A 17,788-nucleotide genomic window follows, 5' to 3' on the forward strand; every position below is an offset into this window, starting at 1 on the left:
CTTTTCTCCACTTTTTTATTTCAATTATTCGGTAAAGCAAAAATGTTTGTAGAAAAATTGCTTCTGTTATCCTTACATAAAAATAGGCATTTTGAGCTAATTGACATTTTAGTAAATCATGGTATGCTTTTTTCAATATAATACCGAGTAAACAAATGAGAATTATCATATAAGTGATGGGGAGGACATAATGGATCTACGTACAATAAAAACATTTCAAACGATAGTAAAGTGTGGCAGCTTTCAACAAGCGGCTGAACAATTAAATTATGCCCAATCCACTGTTACAACCCAAATTAAGAAACTCGAGAATGACCTTGGTGTAACCTTGCTAGAGCGTGGCAACCACTTACAGCTGACGGAAGCGGGCCGCTTATTATATGAAAAAGGCGAGTTATTACTAAGATCATTTGATCATGTAAAACAGTCGATGACGGAACTAGTGGAAGGAGAAGCGGGGATTCTCCGAATTGGGGTGATGGAACCAATGGCAAGCTATAGGTTGCCAGTGCTGTTGACGATGTTTTCTAAACAATTCCCCAAAGTACAAATTAGCCTGCAAATACACGGGAGTAGTGTGTTAGCAGATATGGTGGAAAAGGAAGAAATAGATATTGCTATTTGTGCTGCTCCTGATATATATCGAGACACTGAATTTGATCCTATTTTTTCCGAAAAAGTAGCCTTATTAATTCCAGAAACTCACCGCTTAAGTAAGGTCGAACATGTAAAATTAGTAGATTTATATAATGAAAAATTACTTATCACAAACTCAACCTGTCCGTTTCGCGGTAACTTTGAAAGAAAGCTACTGGAATCTGGGATTATACCGAGTTATGGAATGGAAGTAAGTAATTTAATGGCATTGAAATATTATGTTCAAGCTGGCTTCGGTGCGGCAATTGTTCCGCTTATTACCATTCAACCCCCTCCTGTCGGAACCGTAATGAAGCATATTATGGATTTCCCATCTGGACTCACAGTAGGTTCATTACGAAAAGTGAACAATCAACAAAGTAAATTCGTGCATCAACTGCTTACCATTCTTAAAAGCAACTCCTGAATAACATTCCTTCCTTCATAAAAAGTGAATATAAAATTCACTTTTTTCAATTGTACAAATGATGATGAGTGCTGTATAAATAATATTAATCACATTGAATTACTCAGAAATGACGTAAGAGGAGGAAGGAAATGATCATCGCTCTAGTGTTAAATGCAGATGAAACAGTCGTACCAATTGTCGAAGGTACCGTTTTACGTATTTATGATGCAGTAAAAAAGCAAATTCAAGATTATGAAAATCCAGCACAGTTTTTACAGGAAGGGAGAAGGGGTGCTACCCTTTCATTCGCTGAAGATAAAGGTGCTACTGTATTTGTTGCACCTCCACAAACTTTTTGTGAATTGTCCTATGAGAAAGCAGTTAAAGATGGGATTCATTTTATTTCATTAGAAAGAAGTTTGAGTTTTCCTGAATTATTACGCTTGCTGGAAAGTGGTCAATTGAATATCGGTGATAAATTGTCTGGAGATGAAATTGCACCAAGTCAAATAGTTCATTAACGAATAGGGAGTGAAAAAATGTCCGGTAATCAAGGTGTTGAACTAAGCATACAGCAGTTAGAGAAAACATTTGGCCAATTAGAAGTGTTACGTAACATTAATTTGCAGATTGCACCTGGTGAATTTGTGGCGATTGTTGGAAAAAGTGGTTGTGGGAAAAGTACGTTACTTAGAAGTATTGCTGGTCTGGAAGCAGTTACAGCTGGGGAAATACGACAGGATCATCAGCTCATTTCTAACTCAAACCTACAGGCACGCATGATGTTTCAAGAGGCTCGTTTATTACCATGGTTATCGGTCCTAGAAAATGTCGGTGTTGGCTTAAGTTTAACGAAGGGCTGGAAGGAACGTGCCAATTGGGCTTTACAACAAGTAGGCCTAGAAGATAGAGCAGATGAATGGCCAGCAGTTCTCTCTGGTGGACAAAAACAGCGTGTTGCATTAGCTCGCGCACTAGCAGCGGAACCAAAGCTACTCTTATTAGATGAACCACTTGGAGCATTGGATGCATTAACACGTTACGAGATGCAGGAGTTAATTGATATGCTTTGGCAACAGCAGAAATTTACGACATTATTGGTCACCCATGATGTAAGCGAAGCAATTGCTCTTGCGGATCGTGTCGTTTTAATTGAAGAAGGTATGGTGAAAAAAGACTTAGCTGTATCGTTAGCACGACCAAGAAATCGAACAAATCCAAGATTTGCAGAGTTAGAGGAAGAACTTTTAGCTAGTATCCTTGGGAAAACAAAATCACATCCCCACGGTCAAAAGCGGAGAGTAACAGCAAATATTGTTTAAATAATGGAGGCGAAAAGATTGGTTGAATTTATTACGATGGCTCCAACTGCTGGAGATGGAGCGTTTATCGGCGCAAAAAATAAAACGATAGGTGGACGTTCTGTCGTAGATGAGACTGCAGAACGGGAACCAACTTTAGAGTATATTAAAGCGATCGCACAAGCTGCAGAGCAAGGCGGGTTTTCTAGCCTTCTATTGCCAACAGGTACGAACTGCTTAGATTCATTAGCGGTTGCCGCCAATTTAATTAACCATACAGAAACATTAAATTTTCTATTTGCAGTACGACCAGGATCGATGGCACCGGCGACTTTTGCGAAGCAATTTGCAACTGTACATTATTGGTCAGGTGGGAGAGCGTTAGTCAACATAGTAACAGGTGGCTCTCCTACAGAATTAGCAAGTCAAGGTGATTTTTTTGATCATCGTGCTAGATATGAACGAACACGAGAGTACATTCAAGTACTGAATAAATTTTTCACAGAGGACGTGATCACCCATCATGGCGAGCATTTCCAATTGGAAAATGCCTCTCTCTATCCAAAATTAGCTAGCAAGCCGCCAATTTATTTCGGTGGTTCATCTGATATCGCGCTAGATGTAGCTGCAGCAGAAGCAGATGTGTATATGCTTTGGGGTGAGACGTTAGAATTATCGGCAGAAAGACTTTCCGAAATAAAAAAACGCGCTACAGTAAATGGCCGACAGTTAAGTTATAGCATCTCCTTTCAAGTAGTGTTAGGCGATACAGAGAAAGAAGCATATGAGAAGGCTAATTCAATTGTCAGCAGATCACAGCAAGCAGCATTAGAAGAAAAAAATAACTTAGCGTATAAAGGTGAATCAGTAGGAGTTAAGCAGCTACATGATTTGATGGAGAACAGCAAAGATAAAAATTTCCATATTGGACCTAATATTTGGGCTGGGTTAACACAAGTCTTATCAGGAAATTCGATTGCACTTGTAGGAACTCCAGATCAAGTATCTGAGAGAATAATAGAATTCGTTGATTTGGGCTTTGATAAAGTGCTTCTTAGAGGCTTCCCACATTTAGAAACGATTAAAGAAGTAGGAGAATTAGTCATTCCAAAGGTGCGTGAAAAACTAGCCCAAAGACAAACAATAAAGTGATCGTGGAGGAAAAATAATGAAAAAACAGCGTTTGTCTATTCTCGGATTAGTCGTAATCCTATTCTTTTTATCTGCTTGTGGCGCAGATGGAGATAAAAAAGAAATAAAAATTGGCTACCAAAAACAAGCCATTATGCTGACATTGAAAAATAGTGAAGAACTGCAAAAGGAATTGAAGGATTTAGGATATACAATTACATGGTCTGAATTTAGCACCGGAAGCTCCATTATTGAAGCATTAAATTCCGGTAGTATCGATTTTGCGAATGCAGGCGATATGCCTTCCCTGTTTGCGTTGGCAAAGGGGAGCGATTTTCAATTTATTGCGAGTGAAGCTTCTGCACCTGAATCAGAAGGAATTCTTGTTGGGAAAGATTCTGGTATCACTTCGTTATCAGATTTAAAAGGAAAAAAAGTAGCTTACAATAATGCTTCCATTGCCCAGTATTTATTAGTAAAAGCATTAGCAACTGTCGACTTAACACTAGAAGATATTACACCAGTCATCTTGACACCTCCAGATGCAAGTATTGCGTTTGAAAAAGGTGAGGTCGATGCGTGGGTTGTGTGGGATCCGTATATGACGGTGGCGGAAAGTAATGGCCATAAAATTTTACAAACAGGAGCAGGCATCGTGCCACTTAGATCGTTTTACTTGAGTTCTGAAAAAATGGTAACGGAACATCCAGAGCTTGTGGAAGTCATTGTAAAGTATTTAGGTGAAATTGGTCGTGAAATAGATGAAGATCCGAAAGATGCAACGAGGTTAATGGAAAAGTTATCAAAAGTTCCGGCCGACACATGGGAAATTTCTTTGAAGCGGAAGCGAACAGATATCAAGTTTATGGATGAGGAAGCAGTAAAGGATTTAGAGACACAGGCACAAGACTTACTCGATATTGGTTTAATTGAAAACAAAATTAATTTTGAGGGCAAGATTTGGTACCCAGAGTAATAGGGGGCGTTAGAAATGAAAAAGGATACTAATAGTTTTTATAATCAAATTGCCCCATGGATTATTCCAATTGGATTGTTGCTAGGTTGGCAATTATTATCAAGTGCAGGGCAAATTTCAGGAAACATATTACCAGCTCCTTTAGATGTCTTGAAAGCATTTATGGACGTAGCTGCAAGCGGTGAACTTTGGGAAAATATTGGGGTTAGTTTTATCCGTGCTTTGCTTGGATTTTTAATTGGCGGTGGTATTGGTTTATTTCTCGGATTACTAAATGGGATCTATCCAATTGCTGAGAAGCACCTAGATACAACCGTACAAATGTTACGTAATATCCCCCATTTAGCATTAGTACCAATTGTCATTTTATGGTTTGGAGTTGGGGAAGAAGCAAAGATTTTCTTAGTTGCCATTGGTGTTTTCTTTCCAATTTATATTAATACGTATCATGGAATTCGATCTGTTGATAAAGGTTTGATTGAAATGGCAAATGTGTATCGATTATCACGTTGGCATATGTTTTCAAAGGTGATTATGCGAGGAGCACTACCATCCATCTTAGTTGGAATTCGTTATTCATTAGGTGTCATGTGGTTAACGCTTATCGTTGCAGAAACCGTTGCCGCAACCTCTGGAATTGGGTATATGGCAATGAATGCTCGTGAGTTCATGCAGCTCGATATCGTTGTATTGGCAATTTTATTATATGCGGTGCTCGGAAAAGTAGCGGATTCTCTAGCTAAATTATTAGAAAGACGTCTATTAAAATGGAATGCTGTTTATCAAAAAAAGTAAGGGAGGGTAACATTTGAGTAAGAAAACAATGCACCTAGGAATTTTTGTGTTAGGAACAGGACATCACATGGGAGCTTGGCGGCACCCGGATGTCGATGCAAATGCGGCTCTGGATTTAAAGTTTTTTAAAGAGATTGCCAGTATCGCAGAACGAGGAAAACTAGATATGCTATTTTTAAGTGACGGTCTCACCTTTAATCGTTTATCCCATCCAGCGGAGCAAGTTCGTTTTGAGCCACTTACGTTACTATCAGCGTTGGCAGCTGTTACGACGAAGATTGGTCTAGCCGCAACTGCTTCGACAACGTACAATGAGCCATTTCATATTGCGCGCAAGTTTTTATCGATTGATCATCTGAGCAATGGCAGAGCTGGATGGAATGTTGTAACCTCTTATTATGAAGAGGAAGCGAAGAATTTTAGTCGGGAAAATCATCTAGAGCATTCGGTTCGTTATGATAGAGCAGCTGAATTTGTGGAAGTTGTGAAAGGTTTATGGGATAGTTGGGATGATGATGCTTTAATTAGGGATAAGGAAACCGGTGTATATTTTGACTCAGAGAGGCTTCATACATTACACCATCAAGGTAAGTATTTTAGCGTAAAAGGCCCATTGAATGCTTCGAGATCAAAGCAAGGGCAACCGGTCATTATCCAGGCAGGTTCCTCTACTGCAGGGGTAAAACTTGCAGCGGAAACAGCAGAGGTCGTGTTTACAGCTCAACAAACGTTAGAAGATGCACAACATTTCTATGAACGATTGAAAGCGAAGGCAGTGGAGTTTGGAAGAAATCCAGATACGATAAAAGTGTTACCTGGCGTGACGCCAATTATCGGTCGAACGGAGCAAGAGGCAAGAGAGAAATATGAATTGCTTCAAGACTTAATTGTACCAGAAATTGGACTGGATTTTCTTTCCGATTATTTAGGAGGAATTGATCTATCTAACTATCCACTAGATGGTCCACTTCCTCAACAAATACCAGAAACGAATGGTAACCAAAGCCGCAGACAACTTATTATTGATTTAGCCAGAAGAGAGAATTTAACGATTCGCCAATTATATAAACGTATTGCTGGTACGAGAGGGCATCGACTTATTTTTGGTACACCGGAACAAATAGCGGACCAATTGGAAGAGTGGTTCATTCATGGTGGTGCAGATGGATATAATTTAATGTTTCCTTACTTGCCAGGGAGTTTTACTGAATTCGTAGACGAAGTGATTCCAATACTACAATCACGAGGTCTATTTAGAAAAGAATATGAGGCATCAACATTAAGAGGACATTTAGGATTACCTACTCCAATGTCTATATATTCAAATAAAAAAACAACAGCAGGAGGAATATAAATGTCACAAAGTGAAGAGCAAAAAGTGCAATTTAAAGAAGTGATGCGAAATTATCCGACTGGGGTTACGATTATTACAGCTACAGATAAGGAAGGAAATCCAGTGGGTCTAACTGTTAACTCATTTGCATCCGTTTCATTAGATCCATTATTAATACTATGGTCCATTGATCATCGTTCTTCGAATATTGATGTATTTAAAAGTGCAGACTCTTTTGCTGTTCATGTGTTAGCAGCGAATCAAAAAGATGTTGGATATACATTTGCCAAAAAAGGAGTCGACCGCTTCTCTACATGTGAATGGCGCATTTCCGAATACGGCCTGCCGATCATTAGTGATTCATATGCGGTTCTGCAATGCAAAACATTCAAACAAGTGGAAGCTGGAGATCACACCATATTAATTGGGGAAGTAGTGGAAATCGAGAAAAATGATAAAGAACCTCTACTTTACTATCAAGGAAGTTTTTCTGCACTTCCGGAAAGAATTGAATTGTAGAAAAAGCTGGTTATTTTAAAGACAAAGAAGTCTTGAAATAACCAGCTTTTTTGAGCTATTCAATAAACAGTAAAAGCGTTAATAGAGAAACAACTGGCAAGGCAAGTGTTAACGTAATTCCGATAAAAGCAAAAGAAACAACATCTTTCTTAATATCCTCATTCACATTTTTTGTTTGTGAAAAAACATGGATAATCGCAAAAATAATCGCTAATAAAATTCCGATTCCTGGTACAATAAAAGTACTTAATGGAGAAGGTTTAATTTTCATTAATCCGAATAATATAATGAATATAGGGATTATTTCTGCTAAAGCTGCCCCTAGAAAAAAGTACATCTGCATCGTTCCACGATTTCCAGGGAATTGTTTCAAATTTTCCATCGACCTTTTAAAAAGAATTAATATAAGGGTGACCGCAATAATGGAAGCGGTTAAAAATAAGTAGCCAGCTAACAATAGAATAACCTCCAGCAGTTAGTAAAAATATGAAATTAATATCCTATTATTATTACATATTAGAGTTGGGGATTTGTAAAGAAGCTATTTTAAGAAAATTGTCAAAAAATATGATGACATCATAAAAAAATACAAACTTTTATTTCACAATGGACCGATAGTTAGGTATTATTAAACATATAGAGAGTGCTCACAAAACTGTATCACACCTTATTTTTCAATGCTTTGTGGAGTTGATAATGTGAACATTTTCTAAAGAAAAGCAAATAAGGAGAAATGTTTAGGTGGAGATAGCTAAATTTTTTCAAAAAAAGGGAGTAAAGCGGGTTCTCATCTTTGCGCTAATTGTATTAATACTCTATAGCATGAGAAGCATGATTAACTTTATTTTACTTACTTTTATCTTTTCATTTTTGATGGATAGATTAGTAGAGTTTACTGCTAAGCGTGTTCCGATTAATCGGAAAGTATTGGCATTGCTCATGTATACAATGATAGTCGGGTTATTAACGTTCGGGATTGTAAGGTATTTCCCAATCATCACCAATGAAATCACCCAGCTAGTTAGACAGATAACGAATTTTTATACACAACCACATGAAAATAATGTTGTCTTAAATTATATTGAGGATCTCATCTCCAATTTCCAAATTTCTTCTTACTTAGAGAATGGCTTTTCATTTATCGTTAAGACATTTACAGACATTAGTCATGTGAGTATTCAAGTATTACTTTCATTATTATTGAGCTTATTCTTCCTGCTAGAAAAGCCGCGTTTAAAAGAATTTACTGCAAAATTTAAAGATAGTAAAATTGCACCGTTTTATAACGAAATTGCATTTTTCGGTAGTAAATTCACTCGTACATTCGGTAAAGTTATCGAAGCTCAATTTATTATTGCGATTGTAAACTGTTTATTAACGACAATTGGGTTAATTGTTCTAGGATTCCCTCATATATTTGGGTTATCTATTATGGTTTTCTTCCTAGGCCTAATTCCGGTTGCGGGGGTTATCATCTCATTAATCCCACTTACCATTATCGCCTATACAGTCGGTGGGTTTATAAACGTAATTTATATACTAATCTTCATTTGTGTCATTCATGCAATTGAAGCCTATATTTTAAATCCAAAATTAATGTCATCCAAAACAGATTTACCTGTTTTCTATACATTTGTCGTGTTAATCTTCTCCGAGCATTTCTTTGGAGTATGGGGCTTAATCATTGGTATTCCAATATTCGTCTTCCTACTTGATGTGTTAGATGTAACAAACAAAGATAATACCGTACCTGTTAAGAAAAAAGGACTTTTTCATTAAAAGCGGCCTTCCAACAAGTCATCAGCACTGGACTTGTTGGGAGGCTCTTTTTATGTTGAATGTTGAATTGCGGTAAGTTCAATATGGTGACCTGATTAGAGGCGGGGTAATGGACGTTTTGGCTCTAAATCTCGTTCGAAATGTTTAATAGAAGGAGTCTAATGGACACTTTATCATAGATTCTCTTTCGAAATGTTTAATAGAAGGAGTCTAATGGACACTTTATCATAGATTCTCTTTCGAAATGTCCAATAGAGTCGTCCTAATGGACACTTTGGATGAAAACGTCAGTTTAAATGTCTGATAGAATAGCTCTAATGGACGTTTCATTCCAGAATCTCGTTCCAAATGTCCAATAGAGTCCTCCTAATGGACATTTTGGATGAAACCCTCAGTTTAAATGTCTAATAGAACGGTTCTAATGGACGTTTCATCCCAAAACCCCGTTCCAAATGTCTTATAGAAAATACCTATCCACCATTTCACTACATCTCCCCATCCAAAACGACTCATAGAACCAACTAACCTCGCAGCGAGCTTCAGAGGTAATAGAAAAAACAAGTGGAGATAGACCGAACGATCATCTCCACTTGTTTTTTATTTAGGCTCTGTTAAAGTTCATTGTTGTTAACAACTTAGTTGATTGTAGCGGATGTACACGAGACTCCTGCGGGAACAGCACGAGCCGAAGATCCACTTGGCAAGTGGTTTTCTTTGCCAAGTTAGCTGAGGCCGTGCCCGCGGAAAACGAGTGTACAGGAGCGAAAATCAACTACAGAGTTTAACAGAGCTATTATTTAAAGACTTTTATTGATTCGCTTGTTGAAATTCTTTCATTAGATCTGCTAATGCTTTACATGCTTCATACGGAACAGCATTATACGTGGAAGCACGGCAACCTCCAACAGAACGGTGACCATTCAGACCTACGAAACCTCTTGCCTTGGCTTCAGCTAAGAATTTTTTCTCTAGTTCTTCGCTCTGTAGATTGAATGTGATGTTCATAAGGGAGCGGCTATCTTTTTCCGCATGACCTTTATAGAAGCCATTGCTTTCATCGATTACATCATAGATCAGCTTTGCTTTTTCGGTATTTTTCTTTTCAATTGCTTCTAATCCACCATTTTCTTCTACCCAACGAAGCACTTCGCCAAGCATATAAATACCGAAAGTTGGTGGAGTGTTATATAAGGAATTACTTTTTGAATGTGTACTATATTTTAACATGGTAGGGACTTGTTGATTGCCCTTTTCAATTAAATCTTTGCGAATAATCACAACTGTTACACCAGATGGTCCAAGGTTTTTCTGTGCACCAGCGTAAATGATACCAAATTTACTTACATCCACTGGTTTTGACATAATGTCACTAGACATATCCGCAATCAACGGTACATCTCCAGTATCAGGAAACTCCTGCCACTGCGTACCGTAGATAGTATTATTTGATGTGAGATGGACATATGCATCATTATCATGGAAGTTTAGCTCACTAAGTGAAGGAATCCGATTATAGTTCTCATCTTTTGTACTTGCAACCTCATATGGTTCTCCAAAAAGTTTCGCTTCTTTAATTGCTTTTTCAGACCATGATCCTGTCATGATATATGCTGCTTGTTGACCAGATTGTAAGAAATTCATCGGAATCATTGAAAACTGAAGACTTGCTCCACCTTGTAAGAAGAGAATCTCATAGTTATCTGGAATGGAAAATAAATTTTTCAGACGAGAGATAGCTTCATTATGTACTTCTTCAAACGTGGCACTACGGTGACTTAGTTCCATTACAGACATCCCGTTACCACGGAAATCTACTAGTTCTTTTTGCGCTTTTTCCAGTACTTCTAAAGGTAATGCTGAAGGACCTGCATTAAAGTTATATGTCCGTTGAATACGTTGTTCCAAAAGTATCACTCCAAAAATACTCATTTTTTAAAATTATACAGCTATTTTTTCGAATTGGGAACAGTTTTAAGGTAATTACCAACATGAAAGGGTTTACTATCTGAAATTTATAAATGGTGTACTTATATATGATTATTTAATAATATATTTCACTTTCCTGTTTCTTGCTTTTTTAGATTTATAGGAAAAATTAATATAATCCACCATTTAACGAATGTAGGCGGTTTCAGTGTTAAGTAATATAGGAGAAAATAACTAATGTAAACAATGAAAGAGCTTCCTTTATGGATAGTGTCAGGCATTAATGACAAAAAGGTGGTGGATAAATAAAAAGGCTTTGTAGTAAATATGGAAAAAATAATTGATATTAGGAGGATATGATGAAGAAGAAAATTTCTATCTTAATCGTAGCAGTAATGTGTTTATTACTGATATTAACAGCATGTAAAAAAGACGAAGAGGCTGGTAACGAGGAAAATAGTAATTATGATGAATTTGTGGGAATTGATGAAGATGAAAATGGTGTTCCAGATTGGCAAGAACGAGAAATTGAACTCATATATGCAAATAGATTTTATGGGGAAAATGATGAAGCGAACCCAATGGTGTTAAATATCGAGAAGTTTATGGATGAATACCCTAACATCACGGTAGTGCGTGATCGCCAATTTACTGGAGATAATGATGACTTCTCTGAATTAGAAATGCTTACAGCAAGATCTATTGAAGGGTCATTACCAGATATATTCTATTCACCACTAGCTGCTGAAGCTTACGATCGTGAGTTCACTTTAGATTTAACGCCATATATTGAATCAGACCCAGACGCGGAGTGGATTCCAGATAACGCAAGAAGCTTAATGCAAAGTTATGATGGGGAAGAAATTTACGGTGTTCCATGGATGTCTGTTGGTCAATTTCCTGCAGTAAACCTTACATTACTGAAAGAAAACAATATTGCAATTCCAAGCTACGATTGGACATTTGAGGATTATGAAAATTTACGTAATGAAGTTGCTAAATTAACCCCTAATAATCCAATTTTCCCAGGTAGTATTGATTTCTCGCAATTAGGACCACATTATTTTGACAGTATTCCTAATGGTTGGAAAGGCTATAACAGCGAAACAGGAAAGTTTGATTTTGCAAATAGTACTAATTTCGGTGCATATTTCGAAAGATTCGCCAGAGAAGCAAAACAAGGATTGCATTTCTACGATTTATCTGAAGAAGAAAGAGTGAAGAAAGTTGGTAACCTTGGTTGGGCATGGGGAGACGGTTTAGAAGCAGTTGGTAACATTTGGTTATATGCCCTTTCAGGTGATGTGAACGAAATAAAAGGTAAACGTGGAATTGAAATTGATGTATATCCGATGCCAATTGCACCTGAAGGCGGTTCAACTAAAATCCATGCTTATTACGATACTTTAAGTCTATCAAGCTCATTAGCAGATGACCCAGTTAAGGCAGAGGCAGCATTTCAATTATTGAAATGGCTTACGTATAGTGAAGAAGGCTTGAAAGCGAAATGGGCATTAATTGATGAATATACTGGACTACCTGAGGATGCACCATTAAGAGCAGAGGATCGTCTACTAGACTTTATTCAAGGATGGCCTATTACAAATAATCCGGATATTCTTCAGGAACACCCACTTGTTAAAGGTTTCCCTGAGGACAGTGAATTAGCTATTTATAATTTCGATGCATTTAAAAATGAAGCATTCCAACAACAACTTTCAGATCCTATCCCGTATCCGCGACATCTACCTGCGGTTGCCAATGTATATAGTAATTTAAACACATGGGAACTAATGCACAAAATTAGAGATGAAGGTGTGCGCTACAGTGATATTGCAACAGAGTGGGATGAAATGCTAAACGAGCAACTTGAAGAATATTTAAGGCAATATAATAACCAGTAATAAATAAAGATATCGGAGTCTGCCAATCTATTTAGAAAAGGTAGACTCCCTATATTTAACCCAAATATCGCTAGTGATACGATTCGATATTGTAATCGTTAATAATAAGTAAAAAGTGTTGAATATGCAATGCTCATTTTTTCAGAAATTATTTCTATATAAAATTTGTTAGGTTGGGATTACATGGCTACAAAAAAGAAGGTAATATTCTCTGTTATCGGTTTATTGATCATTGCATTTGTAGTAATTATGCTTATCGGAAAAAACAAATTGGATGATAGATATGCTGCTGTACTCTCAGAAGCTGAATATGATAACAGTATATCTGCGGTAGAAGCTTATATTTCTGGGTTTCAATCAGATAGTAATTATTACAGCATTATGAATAATTGGCTAGAAGACAATCTACCAGTTCCCGATCATGAACATATTATTTCTTATTCCCAAATCAAGGGCGGAAAAGTGTTAGATAGTTCTAAGAGTGAGGGCTATGGGGGGAACGTTACCTACTTAGAACCCAATAGTGAAATATCCTTTGACATAGATATTTCAAAAGCAGGTCTGTATGAAATTTGGTTAGATTATTATGTTTTACCAGAAACTTTTTTAACACCTGAATTAGAAGTGAGAGTCAATGACGAAAGTCAATTCAACGAAATGAATCAACTACGTTTATCTGTCGATTGGGAACTAGAGCAATTGAACGATGACCTTAAATATGATCGCTATGGGGATGAATTATATCCGAAGTCTGAATTAGTTTCTAAATGGAGTAATAGCAGTTTAGTAGACCCTAACCATTTTTTTACGGAGCCCTTAAAGTTTCAATTCAATCAAGGGAAGAACACTGTTTCGATTAATTTACATGAAGGTTTTATCTTGTTGGGTGACGTGACAGTTAAAAATTCTAAAAATGCTGTACCTAATTATGAAGAATACCGAAAGATAGTAAATGATAACGAAGATAAAATATTGGATACAATCACGGTTGAAGCAGAAAACATCGCATTGAAAAATAAACAGAGTATTAGAGCGAAATATGTACGAGATCCGCAAATTACTCCTTATAAATATAAAAACAGAGTACTGAATGTTCTTGATGGCTACTCATTTGGGGATAGTGGGGATAGGGTTCAATATGATTTCTCCGTTGAAGAAAGTGGCTATTACAATCTAACTTTTAAATACTCGCAAGATACAAATAATGGGATGCCAACATTTCGCCGAATTGAGATTGATGGCGCTGTACCATTCCAAGAGTTAGAACACTATCGATTTGACTATTCTAGTAGTTGGAAGAATGAGACATTACAAGATTCTGATGGGCGTAATTATGAGATCTACTTGGAAGAAGGGAAGCACGTAATTACTCTTTCCATTAACAATTCAAGTACTAGGGATATCTACCATGGGCTACTGGAAATTCTAGAAGGCATCGATACTATTTCCAGAGAAGTGAAGAATTTAACTGGCGGAATGGTAGATAAAGAAAGAGAATGGCGGATAGAAAGGTATATACCTGAAATTAAAGACTATTTACAAGGAATTGCATCGAAAATTAATATTCAAAGGACTGCATTACAAAACTTCACTGGTGGAGAAGACTTACCGGTACTATCTGAACTAAAGATTGCTCATGACATGATTAATGAATTTATTGAAGACCCAGAAGACTTACCACATTATATGAACAGATTTAGTGAAGGGGAGTCATCTGCCTATGCGAGAGTTAAATCTATCATGCCTATGCTAGTATACAATCCGATGCATTTAGATAAGTTTTACTTCCATAAGGATGAAAAGCTTCCAAAACCTAATGCAGGAATTGTTACGAAAGCAATAGAGAGTACAAAGGCATTTGTTTATTCTTTCTTTAATCCGAGATATAACGAAGTTGCTGAAGTGGATGATGATACGGTTGAAATTTGGGTAAATCAATCCCGTTTGTATGTTGAAATTATGCAACGGATGATTGATGAAGAATTTACCCCAAGTACGGGAATTAAGGTAAATCTATCATTATTACCGGATGAGAATAAAGTGATATTATCCAATGCTGCTGACAGTACTCCTGATGCGGCGTTAGGAATTAGTCATGGCAGACCATTTGAGCTAGCTCTTCGTGGAATTATAGAGGATTTAAGTGAATATGATGGTTTTTACGAATTAGCGGAGCAGTATAACCCTAATACTTTTGTTCCTTTTATTTATGATGAAGGTGTTTATGCAATCCCAGAAACACAGGATGTAAAGTTGTTGTTTTATCGGAAGGATATTTTCGAGTTTCTAAACGAAGAACCGCCAGAAACATGGAATGATGTTGTTAGCTTAATTCCAATGTTACAGCGATATGATATGAGCTTTTATACACCATTAGGCTCGGACAGTGCCTTTAAAGGTTTTGATACGACGACTCCATTTATTTATCAATTTGGAGGAACACTTTACGATGAAACAGGTAGTAATTCAGTTATTAATCTCGATGGTGCCTATGAAGCTTTCGATTTTATGACAAGTTTATTTACTGTTTATAACATGCCAATCACTACATCTGAATTCTATCAAAATTTCAGAAATGGTAAGTCACCTGTCGGTATAGGAGATGCAAATACGTATATACAATTAAAATATGCTGCACCAGAATTAGCTGGACAATGGGGTGTTTTACCTATTCCGGGAATTGAAAATGAAGACGGAATCATAGAGCGCTGGGATCCAACCTATGGAAGCACTGCAATTATATTCAGTGAAAGCGGAAAGAAAAACAAAGCCTGGGAATTAATAAAATGGTGGACAAGTGCTGATACACAAAGTGAATTTTCGTATAACATTCAATCAACACTAGGAAACCAATTCTTATACCTGACTGCTAACATTGAAGGATTCGAAAAAAGTGCATGGCCATCCGATTCAAAGCATGTCATTTTAGAGCAATGGGAATGGATCCAAACAGTAGGGAAAGTACCTGGTGACTATATGGTGGAGCGTGAAATTAGTAATGCATGGAACAAAGTAGTTTTTGAAAGAGAAAATCCACGTGTAGCGATTGACTACGCTGTGAAAACCATTAATCGGGAACTGAATCGAAAATTAAAAGAGTTTGGATATATTGATGTAGAGACGAATGAGCTAATTAAACCATATAAGGTCCCTACTATAGAAAATGTAGAGAATTGGGTGAGGAAAGATGGAAAATAGTGCAGAGGTACAACGTCCGACTGAAGCAAAACCTCATATAGAGAAGAACAAGCCACAAAAAAGTAAAAAAAGGTCTAGTGACTCTCCGTACCTGTTTATGCTACCTTACGCAGCATTATTTACTCTGCTAATTATATTACCGGTAGTGGTCGCGGTTGCTCTATCGTTTACTTATTACAACACTGTACAATTCCCTGAATTTGTGGCCTTTAAAAATTTTATTGACCTATTTACTGGGGATTCAATATTCTTGCAGAATGCCATTACGAATACGATTTTATATTCAGTGATAGTCGGACCAATTGGGTACATGCTTGCATTCTTCCTTGCATGGATGTTATCCCAAGTCCCACATAAAATAAGGACCATTTACACCGTTATTATTTATTCACCATCCGTAACGGGACCAATTATGATGGCAGTCGTTTGGAGAATTTTGTTTAGTGGAGATGAGAAAGGTTATTTAAATTACTGGCTCATGGAATGGAATATTATTAAAGAGCCTTTGCAATTCTTGCAATCCCCAGACTTGCTAGTGATTATCATGATTTTCATAGGACTGTGGGGCAGTATGGGTGTAGGATTTCTTGCCATGTTAGCTGGCTTACTAAATATCGATCGAACAATGTATGAGGCTGCATATATAGATGGAATTAGAAATAGATGGCAGGAAATCTTCTATATTACTATTCCATCTATGAAACCTCAGATGTTATTTGGTGCAGTAATGGCTATTATTGGCACATTTAATGCGGCAGATATTGCCTCGACACTTAGTGGTGGTAATCCTCCACCACAATATGCAGGATGGTTAATCGTGGACCACGCAAATGACTTTGGTTTCATTCGTTATGAAATGGGCTACGCTTCGGCGGTAACAGTTGTTTTATTAGTAATTGTGATTCTATTTAACCGAATTAGCTATAAATTATTTGGGGAAAAAGACTAAACTTTAATATGAAATTGTGTGGTGAGAAAATTGGCGAATGCTATGAAAATCAATCCAAAGAAGTTTCATAAAGATCAATGGAAATTTCATTTGGTATTGACCATTATATCCATATTTATGGCGCTTCCGATTATATTTATATTTAATCATGCGTTTAAACCTTTCACAGAGCTATTTGCTTATCCACCTAGATTTTTTGTGAGGGAGCCTACTTTAGAAAACTTTAGATTGCTATTCAACTTTTCTGCAGAATCAGGGATACCTCTATCTAGATATTTATTTAATAGCTTATTTGTGACAGTAACAGTCATCTTACTAACTTTATTAATAAGTTCTTTGGCAGCATTTGCTTTATCGAAACTAAATTTTAAAGGGAAAGAGACTTTCAACAAGATTAATACGCTGGCCTTAATGTTTGTTCCGGTTGCAGTAGCAATTCCGAGATTCTTTATCATTGTTAATTTAGGAATTTTTAATACGTATTTGGCTCATATCATTCCCATGTTAGCAATGCCAATAGGTATCTTTCTATTGAAACAATTTATGGATCAAATACCTAACGAGCTATTGGAGGCTGCTAAGATGGACGGAGCAAGCAACTGGAGGGTGTATTGGAATGTAATACTACCATTAGTGAAGCCGGCACTTGTCACTGTAGCAATCCTAACCTTCCAAGCTAGTTGGGGAAATGTAGAAAGTTCCAATATTTTTATGGATAAGGAATCTATTAGAACACTACCATTCTATTTAAATACGTTAGTTTCCCAATCAGGAAATATCGTTGCTGGAGCGGGTCTGTCTGCAGTTGCTGGTTTAATTATGTTTGTTCCAAATTTAATTTTATTTATTATCTTACAAAATAAAGTCATGAATTCAATGGCTCATACGGGGATTAAATAATATGAAGTGGTATAGAAAAATTATATTCATAG

General features: G+C 36.8%; 15 protein-coding genes. 13 read left to right on the plus strand and 2 right to left on the minus strand.

Annotated features, from left to right (window positions below; genetic code table 11):
* Positions 1-190 precede the first annotated feature (190 nt).
* From ACFPM4_RS04950 to ACFPM4_RS04985, 8 genes are all read left to right on the plus strand, one after another.
* Positions 191-1,063 carry a LysR family transcriptional regulator gene (locus ACFPM4_RS04950; RefSeq protein ID WP_382348438.1) on the plus strand — a complete coding sequence of 291 codons (873 nt, stop codon included), beginning with the start codon at positions 191-193 and terminating at the stop codon, positions 1,061-1,063.
* Between the two features lie 131 nt (positions 1,064-1,194).
* Positions 1,195-1,566, plus strand: a complete 372-nt coding sequence (locus tag ACFPM4_RS04955) for a hypothetical protein (RefSeq protein ID WP_382348441.1) — start codon at positions 1,195-1,197, stop codon at positions 1,564-1,566.
* Between the two features lie 18 nt (positions 1,567-1,584).
* Positions 1,585-2,367 (plus strand): ATP-binding cassette domain-containing protein, encoded by a 783-nt coding sequence (locus ACFPM4_RS04960; RefSeq protein ID WP_382348444.1) that lies wholly within the window; start codon positions 1,585-1,587, stop codon positions 2,365-2,367.
* Positions 2,368-2,385: 18 nt separating this feature from the next.
* Positions 2,386-3,498: an LLM class flavin-dependent oxidoreductase gene (locus tag ACFPM4_RS04965; RefSeq protein ID WP_382348447.1), complete on the plus strand. Its 1,113-nt coding sequence runs from the start codon at positions 2,386-2,388 to the stop codon at positions 3,496-3,498.
* A 16-nt stretch (positions 3,499-3,514) separates the two neighbouring features.
* Positions 3,515-4,453 carry an aliphatic sulfonate ABC transporter substrate-binding protein gene (locus tag ACFPM4_RS04970; protein ID WP_382348451.1) on the plus strand — a complete coding sequence of 313 codons (939 nt, stop codon included), beginning with the start codon at positions 3,515-3,517 and terminating at the stop codon, positions 4,451-4,453.
* A gap of 15 nt (positions 4,454-4,468) precedes the next feature.
* Positions 4,469-5,248 (plus strand): aliphatic sulfonate ABC transporter permease SsuC, encoded by a 780-nt coding sequence (ssuC, locus tag ACFPM4_RS04975; protein ID WP_382348454.1) that lies wholly within the window; start codon positions 4,469-4,471, stop codon positions 5,246-5,248.
* 28 nt (positions 5,249-5,276) lie between these two features.
* Complete coding sequence (locus ACFPM4_RS04980) at positions 5,277-6,602, plus strand: LLM class flavin-dependent oxidoreductase (protein WP_382348926.1); 1,326 nt, start codon at positions 5,277-5,279, stop codon at positions 6,600-6,602.
* A complete protein-coding gene (locus ACFPM4_RS04985; RefSeq protein WP_382348457.1) occupies positions 6,603-7,100 on the plus strand; it encodes a flavin reductase family protein in 498 nt (165 codons plus the stop codon).
* A 55-nt stretch (positions 7,101-7,155) separates the two neighbouring features.
* On the opposite strand, the gene ACFPM4_RS04990 is transcribed toward ACFPM4_RS04985, so the two are convergent.
* A complete protein-coding gene (locus ACFPM4_RS04990) occupies positions 7,156-7,557 on the minus strand; it encodes a hypothetical protein (protein WP_382348460.1) in 402 nt (133 codons plus the stop codon).
* Between the two features lie 284 nt (positions 7,558-7,841).
* On the opposite strand from ACFPM4_RS04990, the gene ACFPM4_RS04995 reads away from it, so the two are divergent.
* A complete protein-coding gene (locus tag ACFPM4_RS04995) occupies positions 7,842-8,879 on the plus strand; it encodes an AI-2E family transporter (RefSeq protein ID WP_382348463.1) in 1,038 nt (345 codons plus the stop codon).
* Between the two features lie 807 nt (positions 8,880-9,686).
* Here the strand turns inward: ACFPM4_RS04995 and serC are convergent.
* Entirely contained in the window at positions 9,687-10,808 is a 1,122-nt protein-coding gene (serC, locus tag ACFPM4_RS05000; RefSeq protein WP_382348466.1) for a 3-phosphoserine/phosphohydroxythreonine transaminase, read from the minus strand.
* 356 nt (positions 10,809-11,164) lie between these two features.
* On the opposite strand from serC, the gene ACFPM4_RS05005 reads away from it, so the two are divergent.
* The 4 genes from ACFPM4_RS05005 to ACFPM4_RS05020 all read left to right on the plus strand — a co-directional run bounded on the left by ACFPM4_RS05005 (position 11,165) and on the right by ACFPM4_RS05020 (position 17,756).
* Positions 11,165-12,709, plus strand: a complete 1,545-nt coding sequence (locus tag ACFPM4_RS05005) for an ABC transporter substrate-binding protein (RefSeq protein ID WP_382348468.1) — start codon at positions 11,165-11,167, stop codon at positions 12,707-12,709.
* Positions 12,710-12,892: 183 nt separating this feature from the next.
* The gene (locus ACFPM4_RS05010; protein WP_382348471.1) at positions 12,893-15,907 is read left to right on the plus strand and encodes an extracellular solute-binding protein; all 3,015 of its coding nucleotides are present in this window, start codon (positions 12,893-12,895) and stop codon (positions 15,905-15,907) included.
* Positions 15,897-16,856, plus strand: a complete 960-nt coding sequence (locus tag ACFPM4_RS05015; protein WP_382348474.1) for a carbohydrate ABC transporter permease — start codon at positions 15,897-15,899, stop codon at positions 16,854-16,856. Before ACFPM4_RS05010 ends, ACFPM4_RS05015 begins: the two co-directional genes overlap by 11 nt.
* A gap of 18 nt (positions 16,857-16,874) precedes the next feature.
* Positions 16,875-17,756, plus strand: coding sequence for a carbohydrate ABC transporter permease (locus tag ACFPM4_RS05020; RefSeq protein ID WP_382348477.1), 882 nt, complete (start codon positions 16,875-16,877; stop codon positions 17,754-17,756).
* Positions 17,757-17,788 lie beyond the last annotated feature (32 nt).

Source organism: Lederbergia graminis (assembly GCF_042655485.1).
Classification (GTDB): domain Bacteria; phylum Bacillota; class Bacilli; order Bacillales; family Bacillaceae_C; genus Lederbergia; species Lederbergia graminis.